This window comes from Flavobacterium hydrocarbonoxydans (assembly GCF_009789235.1).
Classification (GTDB): domain Bacteria; phylum Bacteroidota; class Bacteroidia; order Flavobacteriales; family Flavobacteriaceae; genus Flavobacterium; species Flavobacterium hydrocarbonoxydans.
This window is the reverse complement of record NZ_WSTB01000001.1, coordinates 614,056-631,032: the sequence shown is the minus strand read 5'-3', so window position 1 is coordinate 631,032 and position 16,977 is coordinate 614,056. Positions and strand designations below refer to the sequence as shown.

The window sequence follows — 16,977 nt, the reverse complement described above, 5'->3', positions numbered from 1 at the left end:
TAGAGACGCAATTTGTAGAGACGCACTGCAGTGCGTCTCTACTACGCATATTCGTTATAGGATTAATTCGAATTTTCATTAAAAAAAACTATACTATGGCAAGCCACAATTGCTGCAGTTTCGGTTCTTAAGCGCGTGTTTCCTAACATTACTGGCTGATAGTTGTTTTCTATTGCCAATGCGATTTCTTTTTCCGAAAAATCACCTTCGGGACCAATCAGGATGGTTACATCTTCGTTGATTTTCAAAACTTCTTTAAGCGATTTTTTATCGGTTTCTTCGCAATGCGCAATCAATTGCAAACCTTTGTTTTTTTGTTTAATGAATTCCTTAAACGAAATCGCATCATTTAGTTTTGGCAAAAAAGTTTCGTTTGATTGTTTCATCGCTGAGAGGATAATTTTCTCGAAACGCTCTTTATTGATTACTTTTCTTTCTGATCGGTCGCAAATGATGGGTGTGATTTCCTGAATTCCAATTTCAGTTGCTTTTTCCAGAAACCATTCAAAACGATCATTCATTTTGGTAGGAGCAACAGCCAAATGCAAACTAAATTTGGGTTTGTCAGCGTGTGTAATTTTATTGACCTGAACCATACATTTGTTATCAGAAGCCAAAGTAATTTCAGTTTCAAATAATAGACCTAAGCCATTGGTTACATGTAGGATATCCGAGTCTTTTTTTCGTAAAACCTTAATAATGTGGCGGCTTTCTTCTTTATCAAAAGAAAAAGTTTCAGTCGTTTCGTCTATATCCGGATTGTAAAATAATTGCATAATTTAAAATTGTATTCTCGCTTTTGATACGACTGCCGAAGTTTCAAAATGATTAGATAAATATTTTTGATAGCCTACAATGCCTATCATAGCAGCATTATCAGTAGTATATTCGAATTTTGGAATAAAGGTTTTCCAGCCGTGTTTGTTTTCTTTTAAGCGAGCTCTAATTCCTGAATTGGCAGAAACGCCTCCGCCAATGGCAATTTGGGTAATTCCGGTTTCTTTTACCGCCAGTTTTAATTTGTCCATCAAAATTTCGATAATTGTGTATTGAATAGAAGCACAAATATCATTCAGATTTTCTTCGATAAAATTGGGGTTTTTCTGTTTTTCTTTTTGAATAAAATATAAAATAGCTGTTTTTAATCCGGAGAAACTAAAATCTAATCCGGGAACTTTTGGTTTGGTAAATGCAAATGCTTTCGGGTTTCCTAACTGAGCATATTTATCGATCAAAGGTCCACCTGGATAAGGAAGTCCGAGGATTTTTGCACTTTTATCAAAAGCTTCTCCAACTGCATCATCAGTGGTTTCACCAATGATTTCCATATCAAAAAAACTATTCACTTTTACAATTTGAGTATGACCTCCACTGATAGTTAAAGCTAAAAAAGGAAATTCAGGTTTATCATATCCCTCTTCATCAATAAAATGGGCTAGAATATGGGCATGCATGTGATTTACAGCAATCAACGGAATATCGAGCGCCAGTGATAATGATTTGCTAAAAGAACCTCCGACTAATAATGATCCCATTAATCCGGGACCTTGTGTAAAAGCAATGGCTGATAGTTGTTCTTTTTGTACATTTGCCTTGCGAAGAGCAGCATCAATCACTGGAACAATATTTTGCTGATGCGCTCTTGAAGCTAATTCAGGAACTACGCCCCCATATTGATTATGAATTAGCTGATTGGCCACAACATTTGAAAGGACTTTGTCGTTATGTAAAACCGCGGCGGCAGTGTCGTCGCACGAACTTTCGATGGCAAGAATAAAAACCTCTGAATTTTGCATATAAAGGCACGAATTTTGAATTATATTTGACAAATCAAATATTTAGATTTTCTTTAGTTAAAAGCAGAAGCCAAAATTAAAGAATTTTTATCAAAACAGTCGTTCTTTGTCTGTTCAAAATAGATTTTAAATTAAACTAAATAAAATAAGTATCAAAAAAGTCAAAAAAATAGTATCTAGGACCCTAATTGGGCTAATTTTACTTGTGTTAGCGCTAGCTATCATTTTGTCTTTGCCGGTGGTTCAAACTTATATAGCGCATTATGCGACCAGAACATTAAACACCGATTTTAAAACCGATATTACAGTTGATAAAGTTGCCATTAATATTTTTGGTGGTGTAAAACTTAAAAATGTAATGATCAAAGATCATCACAAAAACACTTTAATTTACTCCGATATTATCAGTACCGATATTTTAAGTTTTACGAGACTGAGCGATGGAGATTTGATTTTTGGCGACATTAGATTAACGGGTTTGGTTTTTAATTTAAAAACCTATAAAGGAGAAAACGAGAACAATATCAATAAGTTTGTGCGTTTGTTCGAGACCGGAAAAGCTGCAAAAAAGACCGACAAACATTTTTTGATGACGGCTAAAAATGCCTATATTACCAGAGGAATTTTTACTGTTGTAGATGAAAATAAAGTCAATAAATATCTGATTGGTTTCGAAAATCTAAATGCTTATATAAGCGATTTTAGAATTTACGGACCAGATGTAACGACCAATATTCATAGATTTTCGTTTAAGGATAGCAGAGGATTGTATGTTTCTAATTTAAAATCAAAATTCAGTTATAGTAAGAAACAAATAAAACTGGAGGAACTTGCCATAACAACCAAAAGATCTTCTATTTACGGAAGAGTTGAAATGAATTATAAAGTAGAAGATTTCCTGAATTTTACTGATAAAGTAAAGTTTAAGGCGGTTTTCGATTCGGCTTCTGTCGCTACTAATGATATTCGTTATTTTTATAAAGGATTAGGAAAAAACCAGCATTTTAAAATTAGAACCAAAATCGACGGAACCTTAAATAATCTAACTTTAAACCGATTAAGATTAAGCGATACGAACGGTTCGAAAATCAACGGAAATATCAATTTTAGAAATCTTTTAGGAAATAAAGACCAAAAGTTTTCGATGGACGGAAAGTTTGAGAAACTGATTTCGAGTTATAATAACCTGGTGCTGTTATTGCCTGATGTTCTGGGCAAAAAACTTCCTAAGGAGCTGCAAAGAATAGGTAAATTTAATATCGTCGGAAAAGCAAAAGTTTCGACTACAGCACTTGAGTCAAATTTTACCATGATTACCGATTTAGGCAACGGAAAGGCTGATCTGCACATGAATAATATCGATTTTATAGATAAAGCTTCGTATTCTGGTAATATTGTTCTTGAAAATTTTGATGTGGGAAAACTGTTAAATCGAAAAGATATTGGCAGAACAACATTGAATTTAGATGTGGACGGAGTTGGTTTTACAGAAAAATATCTGAATACTGTTATTAAAGGAGATATAGAAAAATTAGATTATAATACCTACACTTATAACAATATTGTAGTAAATGGTAATTTTAAATTACCGTATTACAAAGGACAAATATCTGTAAATGACCCTAATTTAAGCTTAACTTTCGACGGATTGGTTGATTTGAGTAAACGGGAAAGCAAGTATGATTTTCATCTGAATGTTGAAAATGCAGATTTGCGAAAATTAAAATTTGTTAAAGATTCTATTTCTTATTTCAGAGGTGATGTTGTAGTTGCCGTAACAGGAAATTCTATCGAAAATCTTCAGGGAAATGTTACTCTTAAAGATGCTGTTTATCAAAATCCCCAGGCGATTTACGAGTTTGATGAACTAAATATTCAGTCTAGTTTTGATGCCGATAAATTGCGTACGATTACCATTAATTCTAATGATATTGTTGACGGTAAAATTGTAGGTAAATTCAAATTTAACCAGTTAGATAAATTGGTTATGAATTCCGTAGGTAGTCTTTATACAAACTATAAGCCTCATAAAGTAAATAAAGGACAGTTTTTACGCTTTAATTTTCATGTTTATAATAAGGTAGTGGAGATGTTGTATCCGGAAATTAAAATTGATTCCAGTACTGCTTTTCGCGGACGTATTGATTCGGATAAAAAAGAGTTTAAATTCAGATTTAATTCTCAAAAAGTCACAGCTTCTAAAAACGAGTTTGATAATATCCGAATTTCAATTGATAACAAAAACCCGCTTTACAATGCTTTTATCGAATTAGACAGTATTAAAACCAAATATTATAAGATTAGAGATTTTAGTTTGATTAATGTAACCTCAAAAGACACCTTATTTGTTCGTTCAGAGTTTAAAGGAGGAGATAAAGGAGAGGATTATTTTAATATGAACTTGTATCATACCATTGATAAAAACAAAAACAATATCGTAGGGATTCATAAATCTGAGATGAAGTTTAAAGAATACTTATGGTTTCTAAATGAAGATTCAGAAAAAGACAATCAGGTAGTTTTTGATAAAGACTTTAAGAATTTTACTATAGACAATATTGTTTTGTCTCATGAAAATCAGCAAATTGATTTGAATGGTGTTATTAAAGGAAATGATTATAAAGATCTCGTTCTGAATTTTGAGGATGTAGATATTTATAAGATTACACCACTTAATAAGAAATTTGTGGTCAAAGGAAATTTAAACGGTAATGTAAATTTCAAGCAAAATAAAGATGTTTTTCAGCCCACAGCTTCTGTTGTCATAGATCATCTGAATTTGAATGACATTGAATTAGGAACATTAGATTTTGATATTTCCGGCGACGAAAGCTTTAAAAAATTCACCATTTATTCTACTATAGAAAACGGCTTTACGCAGTCGTTTAAAGCGGATGGTAGTTTTGCGATAGAAAATAAAGAAACTATTTTAGACTTAAAACTAAAACTGGAAGGATTCAATCTGGCCACTTTAGGTAAAGTTGGAGGAGATGTTTTATCAAATGTGCGAGGCAGCGTTTCCGGGAATGCTTCAATTGTAGGTAATGTTAATAAACCGGATATCAACGGAAGGTTATATGTAGAAAAGGCGGGAATGACTATTCCATATCTTAATACGGATTATGAATTGAGTGATCGCACCGTAATTGATTTAACCGATGAAAAATTTCTGTTTAGGAATAATCAAATCACAGATACAAAATTTGATACAAAAGGATTGCTGAACGGAAGTATCGAGCACAAGAATTTTGGTGACTGGAAACTTAATCTGAATATTTCTTCGAAACGATTATTAGCCTTAGATACAAAGGATAGCGAAGATGCAGCTTATTTTGGTACTGCTTTTATTAATGGTACAGCAAGTATTACAGGTCCAACGGATGGTTTATTTATAAAAGTTGCTGCAAAATCTGAAAAAGGAACCGAAGTAAAAATCCCGATTAATAATGCCGAAAGTGTTGGCGAAAGTAGTTTTATTCATTTTGTTACACCAAAAGAAAAATACAATTTATCCAAAGGAATAGTTGAAAATACTAAAAATTATAACGGACTCGAACTAGAATTTGATTTTGATATTACACCAGATGCCGAGGTAGAAGTAATTCTGGACCGAAATTCAGGTCATGGTATGAAAGGTAAAGGATACGGATCTTTATTGTTTAAAATCAATACATTAGGAAGGTTTAATATGTGGGGAGATTTCCAGGCATACGAAGGGACCTATAATTTTAAATATGGAGGTTTAATAGATAAGAAGTTCTCTGTAAAAAAAGGAGGATCTATCACTTGGGAAGGAAACCCGATGCGTGCGCAATTAAACCTGGAAGCGGTTTATAAAACGTTGGCGAATCCTGCCGTTTTACTGGAGAATTCATCTTTTAATAAAAAAGTACCGGTAAATGTTGTAATTGGTCTTAAAGGAGACTTAGCTAGTCCGGAACCTAATTTTGATATTGAATTTCCATCGGTGAGTAGTGTTTTAAAATCGGAAATACAATATAAATTAGATGATAAAGATGTAAGGCAAACACAGGCATTGTATTTATTATCCACAGGTTCTTTTATGAGTACAGACGGATTTAGTCAGAATGATTTATCCGGAACTTTTGCAGAAACAGCCGCTAGTTTGTTAGGTGATATCATCAAATCGAACAATGATAAATTTAATGTAGATTTAAATTTTATTTCAGCTGACAGACGTATCGGGCAGGAAGCAGATGGTCAGTTCGTGGCCAATATAACGTCGCAGGTCAACGAAAGAATTACTATCAACGGAAAAGTAGGTGTGCCGGTTGGTGGAATAAATGAGTCAGCAATTGTTGGGGATATTGAAGTGCAATATCGTATTAACGAAGACGGAACGGCTAATTTGCGATTGTTTAATAAAGAAAACGATATTAGCTATATTGGACAGGGAATTGGTTATACGCAGGGAGTCGGTATAACGTATGAAGTAGATTTTGATACTTTTAGCGAATTGGTAAATAAGATTTTTAAGAAACATAAACTAGAACGCGCCATAAAAAACTCTGACGATTTTCAGGATTCACTTTTGAATCCGGATTATATTAATTTTTCAAATTCAAAGAAAGAAAAAGAAGAATCAGAAAAAGAACAGGAAAAAAGAGAAAATCAACAGGATCAAAGTACCAATAATCAGGGGGTAATTCCTGATGATAACGAGTTTCCATAATTACTTTATATCTTCTCAAATTTGTTGTTAAGTCCAGGGAATACTAAATTGCAAAAATCTTAAATTTTTGTAACACTTCATTTATATATTGTTAATTTTAAGGATTTAATTAAAATAAATACCTTTTTTTATTTTTAATGAATTTTTTTAGAAATAAAAACTTATTAACGAAAACGTTTGAATTTAACATATTTTATTAATTTATTACAAGCTTAACCTGAAAAGTGGTGAATGTTTGCTAATTTTACACTTTAATACTTAAATAATGCCAAAAACAATAAAAAAAGTTGGTGTTCTTACCTCCGGAGGAGACTCACCAGGAATGAATGCCGCCATACGATCAGTTGTTCGAACATGCGCTTATCATAATATAGAATGCATAGGAATTTATAGAGGGTATCAAGGAATGATCGAAGGAGATTTCAAAGAAATGGGTCCTCGTAGTGTAAATAATATAGTAAACAAAGGAGGGACGATTTTAAAATCAGCCCGCTCCACTGAGTTTAGAACCCCGGAAGGTAGAAAAAAGGCTCACGAGAATCTTTTGAAAGCAGGAGTGGATGCTCTTGTTGTCATTGGAGGGGACGGAAGTTTTACCGGAGGTTTAATTTTTAATACAGAATACGGATTTCCAGTAATGGGTATTCCGGGTACAATTGATAATGATATTTTTGGAACTAGTTTTACACTAGGATATGACACAGCCTTAAATACTGTTGTAGATTGTATTGATAAAATCAGAGACACTGCAAGTTCACATAACCGTTTGTTTTTTGTTGAAGTAATGGGGCGTGATGCAGGTCATATTGCTCTAAATGCAGGTATTGGTGCAGGTGCCGAAGAAATCCTTATTCCTGAAGAAGATTTAGGTTTAGACAGACTTTTGGAATCTCTTCAAAAAAGTAAAGCTTCAGGGAAATCATCAAGTATAGTAGTTATTGCCGAAGGGGATAGAATTGGAAAAAATGTTTTCGAATTAAAAGATTATGTTGAAACCAATTTGCCTGAATACGATGTGCGTGTTTCTGTTTTAGGACACATGCAGCGTGGTGGCTCTCCGTCTTGTTTTGACCGTGTTTTAGCAAGTCGTTTGGGAGTAAAAGCAGTAGAATCTTTAATCGAAGGAAAATCAAATTATATGGTTGGTTTACAACAGGATAAAGTAACGCTTACGCCTCTTGAACAAGCAATTAAGGGTAAGTCTGAGATTGATAGAGAATTATTGAGAGTATCTGATATAATGTCAACATAAAAAAGAAACGAAGTTTATTGTGAGGAAATTAGACTTTAAATTAGCGAAATAAAAACAAAAGCAAAAATTAAGTAAAATGTCAAAAGTAAAATTAGGAATAAACGGATTTGGACGTATTGGAAGAATCGTTTTTAGAGAGTCTTTCAACAGAGATAATGTAGAGGTAGTTGCCATCAACGATTTATTAGATGTAGATCACTTAGCTTATTTATTGAAATATGATTCAGTTCACGGTCGTTTCGACGGAGACGTAGAAGTAAAAGAAGGAAAATTATATGTAAACGGAAGAAATATCCGTATTACTGCTGAAAGAAATCCAGTAGACTTAAAATGGAACGAAGTTGATGTAGATGTAGTAGCGGAATGTACTGGTATCTTCACTACTATCGAAACTGCAAATGAGCACATTAAAGGTGGTGCTAAAAAAGTAATTATTTCTGCTCCATCTGCAGATGCTCCAATGTTTGTAATGGGAGTAAACCATGAAACAGCAAAAGCTTCAGATTTAGTAGTTTCTAATGCTTCATGTACTACAAACTGTTTAGCGCCATTAGCTAAAGTTATTCACGATAATTTCGGAATCGTTGAGGCTTTAATGACAACTGTTCACGCTACAACTTCAACTCAAATGACAGCTGACGGACCTTCTAGAAAAGACTGGAGAGGTGGACGTGCAGCTTCAATAAACATCATTCCTTCTTCTACAGGTGCTGCAAAAGCAGTTGGAAAAGTTATCCCGGAATTGAACGGAAAATTAACAGGTATGGCTTTCCGTGTACCTACAGCAGACGTTTCTACAGTAGATTTAACAGTAAAAGTAGCTAAAGAAACTTCTTACGAAGAAATTATGGCTGTTTTGAAAAATGCTTCTGAAACTAACTTAAAAGGTATCTTAGGATATACTGAAGATGCTGTTGTATCTCAGGATTTTATCTCAGATAAAAGAACTTCTATCATTGATGCTACTGCAGGAATTGGTTTGAATTCTACTTTCTTCAAAATTGTATCTTGGTACGATAATGAGTACGGATACTCAAGTAAATTAATTGATTTATCTGTGCATATTGCAGGTTTGAAATAATATTTAATATATTTACAAAATCCCGTTATGTCAAAGTAACGGGATTTTCTTATTTTGTTTCGACTTTAATTAATGTAAAAAATACACTTTTTTTAAGTAATTAAAGTAAAACTAATCCAAAAACTAAAATAAAATGAAATTAATAGTTGATAGTGGATCTACTAAAGCCGATTGGATTGCAATTGATGATAATGGAAAAGTATTATTCACAACACAAACCTTAGGGTTGAATCCTGAAATTTTGGAAGGTCCTGAAATAATCGAAAGATTGAATGATCGTTTTGATATTTTGCAAAATAAAAAAGAAGCAACACACTTGTTTTTTTATGGAGCAGGTTGCGGAACTGACAGAATGAAAATAGCTTTGACGCAAATTTTTCAGGAGTATTTTACCAATGCAATCGTAGAAGTACAGGAAGATACGTATGCAGCAGTTTATGCGACAACTCCAAAAGGAGAAGAAGCTATTGTAAGTATTTTAGGAACTGGTTCTAATTGCAGCTATTTTGATGGAAAAGTATTGCATCAAAAAGTACAATCTTTAGGGTACATTGCTATGGATGATTGTAGCGGCAATGTATTTGGAAAAGAATTAATCAGAAAGTATTATTTTAATAAAATGCCGAAAGATTTGGCTGCTGATTTTGAAAAGCAATACAATCTGGATGCGGATTTTATTAAAAATAAATTATACAAAGAACCAAATCCTAATGCGTATTTGGCCACTTTTGCTAAGTTTTTAATTCAGCATAAAGATTCAGATTTTTGTAGAAAAATCATCTTTAAAGGAATGAAATCTTTCGTAAAAAATTACATCAAGCAATTTGATAATTGTAAAGAAGTGCCTGTGCATTTTGTAGGTTCTATTGCTTTTTATTTAAAAGATGAATTGCAGGAAACATTTGATAAATACGAGCTTCAGTTAGGGAATGTTTTAAGACGCCCAATTGATGGATTGATTGCATATCATGTCGCTAACCAATAGTTCAGGTTTTATGGAAATTGCCATTATTGCACATGATGGAAAAAAAGCAGATTTAATTGATTTTTTACTTAAAAATGAAGCTATTTTACATCATGAAAAAATAAAACTTATTGGTACCGGTACAACCGGAGGAAAAGCTGAAGCTGCGGGTTTTAAAACACAAAGAATGCTTTCTGGACCTTTAGGTGGTGATGCGCAAATTGCAGGAAGAGTAGCGGAAGGGATTACAAAAATGGTATTCTTTTTTAAAGATCCATTATCAAGTCATCCTCATGAAGCTGATATTAATATGTTAATTCGTGTTTGCGACGTACATAATGTGCCGCTGGCAACCAATGAAGCAACGGCACAATTATTATTAGAAGCTATTGCACTGCAATTATAGAAATCTCAACATTTACATTTTTTGGCAAACAAGCCACTTGAACCGTTTCACGAGCTGGAGCGGTTTTTTCGTTAAAAAAAGATCCGTAAACCGTATTGATAGCACCAAAATTATTCATATCCATAATGAATATCGTTGCTTTTACCACGTTTTCAAAAGTCATATCAGCAGCCTCTAAAATAGCTGCTATATTTTGCATGACTTGTTGTGTTTCGTCGTTGATATTGTCTGTTACCAATTCGCCTGTTGCAGGATTAATAGCAATTTGTCCTGAGGCATAAAGTGTGTTTCCTGATAATACAGCCTGGTTATAAGGGCCTATAGGAGCGGGAGCTTTCTCGGTAAAAATGATTTTTTTCATGTTTGAAATATTTAAATTTGATACTAAAATTAACCATTAAGAAAGTAAGTTTGATAAAAATTGGAACCTTTATTTGCTTACTTTCTTAATGGTTAATTTTTGTTATGTTTTCTGATTTAAAGAAGAACCTTCTTATCTATTAGTAGCGCTTCGTTTGTTCCACTTGATGTCGCTAAGAATTCCGGATTTGATTCCGATAAAGAAATTCCAGTTGGAGTATTCACCTAGCGGTGTCCAGTTAAAAGCCATTCTCCAGCTTAATAAATCTCTTTCAAAACGCAGTTGAGTAAAAGTAACTCCTTTTTGAACAAAGTCATAACCTGTTGAAACTCCACCTTTCCATTTTGGGGTGATATCCATATTAGCAGATATCATCAATGAGTTTCCGGATATTTTTCTTTCGCGATTGGCATTAGTATAAGTTAGGGAATACGCCATTGTCATATCCCATGGTAATTTAGCTTTAAAAAACTCTGATATTACATTTTCGCCGTCATCTTCGTCAAACTGACTGTTTCGGGTATCGTTTAAGTCGGTATTGGTTCCGAATAAATCATCACTACGCCCACCGTTTCGTTCGCTTTGAGTATTCTCTTTTTCTTTATCGTCACCTTTGCTTGAAAACGAGTAGTTTAAAGTCATATTAGCACTTGTCATTCTAAAAAGACTTCCTCCATTATCAATATTAAAAACATTTATTTGCTGACCCGAATTGTCTATAGCATAAGGATTTAGAGTAGCGGCAAAGTTTACATTCATTTTGTTGTCAAACAATTGTGTTCCACCACTTACACGAACAGGTTCCCATGCGAAAGTTGTTTCCCCATCAGCATCAAAATTATAACTGGTACTAAAGTTTAAATTGTTTAGTAACATCATCTTTTTAGGCTCTGTTTTAGTACTGTCACTGTCTCTTACTTTAGCTTCGAAAGTGTTGCTTAAATCAAATCCTACAATGTTAGAATTGCTTTTTCCAGGTGCGCCATATATACCGTTTTCAAATCGGGTATAATCTTTCATGGTGGTACCGGAAGCGTCTATGGCATAAGTGTCGTAGTATTTTTCGAAACTTGGTGTGTAAGAGTAAGAAACCGAAGGACGCATGACGTGTCTGATGGCTTGAATTTTTTTGTCCTCACCAAATTTAAAAGTACCATATATAGTAGTTCCCAAACTAGAGCTGAAATTATAAGTTCTAAAAGCATCAAAACCATTTACGGTATTATCGATTACTTTATTTTGATCTATATTGTAACTCTTTTCGATGGTTTTAGTAACCCAGGTTTCCTGATAGTTTGTAGAAGCACTGGCACTAAAATATTTGAATAATTTGAAGTTGGTACTAATTGGGATACTGTGTTGCATACCAATTTTTGCATCATCAAACATTTGAGGTTTAAAAAACAAGGAGTCATTGGTTACAAAACTATTTTTACCACTTAAATTATATTGTAAATTGATGTTTTTAATTAATCCTTTCTTTACGCCATCTTTACCAACAAAAGGATACACACGATCAATACTAGCCTGTAAGGATGGTAAGGTCATATTGATTTCCTCCGTTTGTGTGTTTTGAGAATGTGTTGCTGTTAAGGCGATTCTCGCTTGTGGAATAGTATTAAAAGTTTTACTGTATGAAATAGAGGAACTTAATGTGTTGTTTAAGTTTGAACCAATATTGGCCTGATTAATAGATTGCTTAAAATATTTACTGCTACCCATATTTACAGAAGCAGAAAAATTAGAGTTGGGATTCGATTTAGTATCTCTCGAATGTGACCATTGGATATTGTAGATGTTTTGCTTCGAATAATCAGGGTAACCGCGTTCACTATTGATCAAATTTTCAAAACGAAAATTCACATTTCCCCGATATTTGTATCTTTTAGCATAAGAAGACTCAAAACGCATGGCATAACTACCATTCGTATAATAATCCCCGAGGACAGTAAGATCGTAATTTTCGCTTAAAGCAAAATAATACCCCATATTTTGTAATGAAAATCCACGGGTATTCGAATCGTTGTAACTAGGTATGATAATTCCTGAAACGCTTTCTTCTTTACTCATCGGAAAAAAAGCAAAAGGCAAAGCCAGTGGAGTAGGAACATCTGCAATAACCATATTGGTTACTCCTGTTACTACTTTTTTTCCAGGTACAAATTTTACTTTATTTGTCTGGAAATAATATTCCGGATCATCAATATCTTTAGCTGTGGTAAAACGGGCTCCTTTTAAAAAGTAAACGGAGTCATTCTCTTTTTTGGTTATGGCAGCCTTGATTTTAAATTCGCCCTGTTCTGTTCTTGAATTAAAGATTAAAGCTTTTTTTGTTTTAAAATTAAATCGAATCGAATCCGGCTGAACCTCGCTTGAACCTTGTTTGAAGTTTGGATATTGCGTCAAAACTCCTGCCGAATCTTTTATTCTACCAGCGTAAACTTCATCATTTTCGTAATTGAGTACAATGATTCCGGATTTTAATTCTACATCTTTATAGTATAACTCGGCTTCATTATATAAAGTAATCAGTTTTTTTTTCTGATCAATTTTAGCATAATCTTTAGCGCGATACTTTACTTTTCCGTCTAAAAATGTTTTTTTAGGCTTAATACTGTCAACTTTTACAGAATCTATTACCGCTTTTACAGTTTTAACACTATCCGTTTTTGTAGTGTCAATTGGAATAATTTCGGGTTTATCTGTTTGTTTTACAGTTTGTATGGAAGATTTTTTAGTTGTTATATCTTGAGAATATAATTTACCACATCCTAAAGTTAGGAAAAATGATATTAAAACGATATTAAATAAGTTTGTATGCAAAGGTTTAAATGCTATTTTTGTAAAATTATGGCTTGTTTTTTGACATGTCAAACTTACATATAATTTTTTGTCAAAAATAATCAATTATAAAAATTATAGCTGTTGCATTTTATTAAAATTAACTTTTAGATTTATGAACATATTTAACAAAACTAGACTACTATTTAGTTTTTTTCTAACGATAACTTCATTTTGTGCATTTAGTCAGGCCAATGTTTTTAAAGTAACTTTAGATGCAGGACATGGTGATCACGATTTTGGTGCTGTTTACAGCGGAAGAATTGAAAAAAATATTGCTTTGGCGATAGTATTGAAAGTTGGAAAAATATTAGAGTTAAATCCTAATGTTAATGTTATTTATACCAGAAAAACAGATGTCTTTGTCGATTTGGTCGAAAGAGCCAATATTGCTAACAGAGCCAATTCTAATATTTTTGTTTCTATACATTGTAATGCAAACAAAAAAACAGCCGCTTACGGAACGGAAACGTATGTAATGGGTTTAAGTAAAACGGCATCGAATCTTGAGGTGGCGAAAAATGAGAACTCGGTAATTACCTTAGAAAAAGATTATAAACAGAAATACGATGGTTTTGATCCAAATTCTCCGGAATCTCAAATTAGTATGAATTTGATGCAGGAGGAATACTTGGATAATAGTATTTCTTTAGCAAGTAAAATTGAAGAAAATTTTGGAAAACTAGGAAAAACACTTCGTCAGGGCGGTGTCAAACAAGCTGGTTTTATGGTTTTGCATAAAGCGTATATGCCCAGAGTTTTGGTTGAGACCGGTTTTATATCTAATCCAACAGAAGGGGAATATCTAAATTCTGAAGAAGGTCAGGAAGAAATTGCCAGAGCCATTGCTCAGGCTATTTTAAGTTATAAAAGAGAGTATTTTGGCTCAGGTACTCCGGAAGTAGCAGAAGTAAAACCTGCAAAAGATACTTCGACACCTGCAAAACCAAAGGCTGCACCAGCAGTAAAAAAAGGAACTTTTTTTAAAGTACAACTTATAGCAAGTATTAAAAACACTCCGTTAGAGGCAAAAAATTTTAAAGGTTTAAATAATGTGACAATGTTGTATGAAAATAACATTTATAAATATTTTTATCAGGAAACTTCAGACTACCAAACCGCTCAAAAATATCTACAAGAGGCTAAAAGTAAAGGGTATGGAGCCTCATTTTTAGTTGCGACCAAAGATGGTGAGAAAATCAACATTCAAGACGCTATCAAATAAAACATATAAGTTCGGATATTTATATTATTTTTGTACAAACACTTAGAATTTTGAAACTAACAAGAGAAATTAAAACGGCTATTTTAGTCATCGCTTCAATTTTATTATTCATTTGGGGCTATGGTTTTTTAAAAGGCAAAGACCTTTTTACAAATTATAAAATATTGTATGTTGAGTACGATAATGTTCAGGACTTAGCCTCATCGGCTCCAGTTACTTTAAACGGACTTGTAATTGGTAAAGTAAGTAAAATTACTATCAATGAAAAAACAGGTAAGTTGTTAGTCGAACTTCAGTTAAAAACAGATTTTCCAATTTCTAAAACCAGCCAGGCATCCCTTTATTCGCCGGGTTTAATAGGAGGTAAGCAAATTGCAATCATACCTAATATGGCTGATGAAGATTTGGCTGTAGAAGGACAGATGTTAGCTGCTGATGTAAAATTAGGATTAACAGAATCTTTAGGAGGCAAATTAGAACCTATTCAGGCTAAATTAGAAAAAATGCTCGTTAATATTGATAATCTGGTAACAGGATTAAACAATGTTTTAGATAAAAAAGCACAGGCTGATATCAAAAAATCTTTGGCCGAATTGAGCCAGACAATGGAGCAATTCCATAAAGCTTCAGGAAGTATAAATACTATTTTGGATACTAATAAGTCACAAATCAACGGAGTTGTTACTAATTTAAATAAAATGTCAGGTAACTTTTCTAAAATTTCAGACTCTTTAAACAAAGCTGATTTAGGAAAAACAGTTAAAAATCTGAATCAGACTTTAGCAAAAGTTGATGTATTGATGACTAATCTGAATTCAGGAAAAGGAACAGCCGGAAAACTATTGAATGATGAGGCTTTGTATAACAACCTGGCTAAAACATCTAAAGAGTTAGAATTGTTGTTGCAGGATGTTCGCCTTCATCCAACTCGTTATGTAAATGTTTCAGTTTTTGGAAAAAAGGAAAAGCCTTATATTGCTCCAGAAAATGCTAATACAACAGATAAAAAATAAGAAGAATGAGTTATTTAGATAATATTTTATTTGCTATACTTCTTATAGTAGGATTTGGTTTTTTTGCTTCAAACGTAAAAAAAATCATCAGAAACATCAATCTTGGTGTTGATGTAGATAGAAAAGATAATCCAAAAGAACGCTGGAAAAACATGGCAATGATTGCTCTTGGGCAGTCAAAAATGGTAAAACGTCCCGTGGCGGGTATTCTTCATATCGTAGTATATGTTGGTTTTATTATTATAAATATTGAATTACTAGAAATCATCATCGATGGTTTGTTCGGAACACATAGAGTTTTTGCGCCTTATTTAGGAGTGGTTTATGATGTTCTTATTGCATCTTTTGAAATATTAGCAATATTGGTTTTAGTGGCTGTTATTGCTTTCTGGATTAGAAGAAATGTTATAAGACTGAAACGTTTTATAAACTCTGATTTGAATGGTTTTCCTAAAAGTGACGGGAATTACATCTTGTATTTTGAGATGGTATTAATGACTTTATTTTTGTTGATGAATGCTTCTGATTTGCATTTGCAGAATGTTCCTGGAGGATTCTCACATTTTCATAAAGCAGGAAGTTTCCCGATAAGCCAGTTTATTGCGCCAGTTTTCAACGGAATGTCAAACGAATTGGTAATGTTGCTTTCTGAAGCTTTTTGGTGGCTGCATATTGTGGGTATTTTGATTTTTATGAACTACTTATATTTCTCAAAACACTTACATATTTTATTAGCTTTTCCTAATACCTATTTTGCCAATTTGAAACCTCAGGGTCAATTTGATAATTTAGAGTCGGTTACCAAAGAAGTAAAATTGATGATGGATCCAAATGCTGATCCCTTTGCGGCAGCACCTGTTGACGAAAACGCTGCTCCTGCTAAATTTGGTGCAAGCGATGTTCAGGATCTTAATTGGGTGCAGTTATTAAATGCTTATACCTGTACAGAATGCGGACGTTGTACTTCTTCTTGTCCGGCCAATCAAACAGGTAAAAAATTGTCTCCCCGTAAAATTATGATGGATACAAGAGACCGTTTGCAGGAAGTAGGTAAAAATATTGATGCCAATAAAGGTGTTTTTGTGCCTGATAACAAAACACTATTAAACGATTATATTACGCCAGAAGAATTGTGGGCCTGTACATCATGTAATGCTTGTGTTGAGGAATGTCCTGTAAATATCAGTCCGTTATCTATTATTATGGATATGCGTCGTTATTTGGTTATGGAACAAAGTGCTGCGCCAATGTCATTGAATGCTATGATGACGAATATCGAAAACAATGCAGCGCCTTGGCAATACAGCCAACAAGACAGATTGAACTGGAAAAACGAGAACTAAAA

At 33.2% G+C, this 16,977-nt stretch carries 12 protein-coding genes; 8 read left to right on the top strand and 4 right to left on the bottom strand.

Annotated features, from left to right (window positions below; translation table 11 throughout):
• Positions 1-62: 62 nt before the first annotated feature.
• Positions 63-776, bottom strand: coding sequence for a 16S rRNA (uracil(1498)-N(3))-methyltransferase (locus GON26_RS02655; RefSeq protein ID WP_160373160.1), 714 nt, complete (start codon positions 774-776; stop codon positions 63-65).
• A gap of 3 nt (positions 777-779) precedes the next feature.
• Positions 780-1,796: a tRNA (adenosine(37)-N6)-threonylcarbamoyltransferase complex transferase subunit TsaD gene (gene tsaD, locus GON26_RS02650; protein WP_160373159.1), complete on the bottom strand. Its 1,017-nt coding sequence runs from the start codon at positions 1,794-1,796 to the stop codon at positions 780-782.
• 205 nt (positions 1,797-2,001) lie between these two features.
• Here tsaD and GON26_RS02645 point away from each other — a divergent pair, with 205 nt between their 5' ends.
• The 5 genes from GON26_RS02645 to GON26_RS02625 all read left to right on the top strand — a co-directional run bounded on the left by GON26_RS02645 (position 2,002) and on the right by GON26_RS02625 (position 10,192).
• Positions 2,002-6,489, top strand: a complete 4,488-nt coding sequence (locus tag GON26_RS02645; protein ID WP_317164673.1) for a translocation/assembly module TamB domain-containing protein — start codon at positions 2,002-2,004, stop codon at positions 6,487-6,489.
• 265 nt (positions 6,490-6,754) lie between these two features.
• Positions 6,755-7,741 carry a 6-phosphofructokinase gene (pfkA, locus tag GON26_RS02640; protein ID WP_160373158.1) on the top strand — a complete coding sequence of 329 codons (987 nt, stop codon included), beginning with the start codon at positions 6,755-6,757 and terminating at the stop codon, positions 7,739-7,741.
• A 76-nt stretch (positions 7,742-7,817) separates the two neighbouring features.
• Positions 7,818-8,822, top strand: coding sequence for a type I glyceraldehyde-3-phosphate dehydrogenase (gap, locus tag GON26_RS02635; RefSeq protein ID WP_160373157.1), 1,005 nt, complete (start codon positions 7,818-7,820; stop codon positions 8,820-8,822).
• 133 nt (positions 8,823-8,955) lie between these two features.
• Positions 8,956-9,807: an N-acetylglucosamine kinase gene (locus GON26_RS02630; RefSeq protein WP_160373156.1), complete on the top strand. Its 852-nt coding sequence runs from the start codon at positions 8,956-8,958 to the stop codon at positions 9,805-9,807.
• A 10-nt stretch (positions 9,808-9,817) separates the two neighbouring features.
• Entirely contained in the window at positions 9,818-10,192 is a 375-nt protein-coding gene (locus GON26_RS02625) for a methylglyoxal synthase (RefSeq protein WP_160373283.1), read from the top strand.
• Here the strand turns inward: GON26_RS02625 and GON26_RS02620 are convergent.
• Together GON26_RS02620 and GON26_RS02615 are read right to left on the bottom strand one after the other, a co-directional pair.
• Positions 10,173-10,553, bottom strand: a complete 381-nt coding sequence (locus GON26_RS02620) for a RidA family protein (RefSeq protein WP_160373155.1) — start codon at positions 10,551-10,553, stop codon at positions 10,173-10,175. The two genes, GON26_RS02625 and GON26_RS02620, sit on opposite strands and share 20 nt — an antisense overlap.
• A 132-nt stretch (positions 10,554-10,685) precedes the next feature.
• Complete coding sequence (locus GON26_RS02615) at positions 10,686-13,427, bottom strand: putative LPS assembly protein LptD (protein ID WP_202110822.1); 2,742 nt, start codon at positions 13,425-13,427, stop codon at positions 10,686-10,688.
• An 82-nt stretch (positions 13,428-13,509) separates the two neighbouring features.
• Between GON26_RS02615 and GON26_RS02610 the strand changes: the two genes are divergently transcribed.
• The 3 genes from GON26_RS02610 to GON26_RS02600 are packed head-to-tail and all read left to right on the top strand — an operon-like array spanning position 13,510 to position 16,975.
• Positions 13,510-14,619 (top strand): N-acetylmuramoyl-L-alanine amidase family protein, encoded by a 1,110-nt coding sequence (locus tag GON26_RS02610; RefSeq protein ID WP_160373153.1) that lies wholly within the window; start codon positions 13,510-13,512, stop codon positions 14,617-14,619.
• A gap of 50 nt (positions 14,620-14,669) precedes the next feature.
• Complete coding sequence (locus tag GON26_RS02605) at positions 14,670-15,632, top strand: MlaD family protein (RefSeq protein ID WP_160373152.1); 963 nt, start codon at positions 14,670-14,672, stop codon at positions 15,630-15,632.
• A 5-nt stretch (positions 15,633-15,637) separates the two neighbouring features.
• Positions 15,638-16,975 (top strand): (Fe-S)-binding protein, encoded by a 1,338-nt coding sequence (locus tag GON26_RS02600; protein WP_160373151.1) that lies wholly within the window; start codon positions 15,638-15,640, stop codon positions 16,973-16,975.
• Positions 16,976-16,977 lie beyond the last annotated feature (2 nt).

What these genes read in the sequence shown, in the direction of transcription:
- GON26_RS02655 (WP_160373160.1), bottom strand. Translation starts at nt 776, where the DNA reads ATGCAATTATTTTACAATCCGGATATAGACGAAACGACTGAAACTTTT.
- tsaD (WP_160373159.1), bottom strand. Translation starts at nt 1,796, where the DNA reads ATGCAAAATTCAGAGGTTTTTATTCTTGCCATCGAAAGTTCGTGCGAC.
- pfkA (WP_160373158.1), top strand. Translation starts at nt 6,755, where the DNA reads ATGCCAAAAACAATAAAAAAAGTTGGTGTTCTTACCTCCGGAGGAGAC.
- gap (WP_160373157.1), top strand. Translation starts at nt 7,818, where the DNA reads ATGTCAAAAGTAAAATTAGGAATAAACGGATTTGGACGTATTGGAAGA.
- GON26_RS02630 (WP_160373156.1), top strand. Translation starts at nt 8,956, where the DNA reads ATGAAATTAATAGTTGATAGTGGATCTACTAAAGCCGATTGGATTGCA.
- GON26_RS02625 (WP_160373283.1), top strand. Translation starts at nt 9,818, where the DNA reads ATGGAAATTGCCATTATTGCACATGATGGAAAAAAAGCAGATTTAATT.
- GON26_RS02620 (WP_160373155.1), bottom strand. Translation starts at nt 10,553, where the DNA reads ATGAAAAAAATCATTTTTACCGAGAAAGCTCCCGCTCCTATAGGCCCT.
- GON26_RS02610 (WP_160373153.1), top strand. Translation starts at nt 13,510, where the DNA reads ATGAACATATTTAACAAAACTAGACTACTATTTAGTTTTTTTCTAACG.
- GON26_RS02600 (WP_160373151.1), top strand. Translation starts at nt 15,638, where the DNA reads ATGAGTTATTTAGATAATATTTTATTTGCTATACTTCTTATAGTAGGA.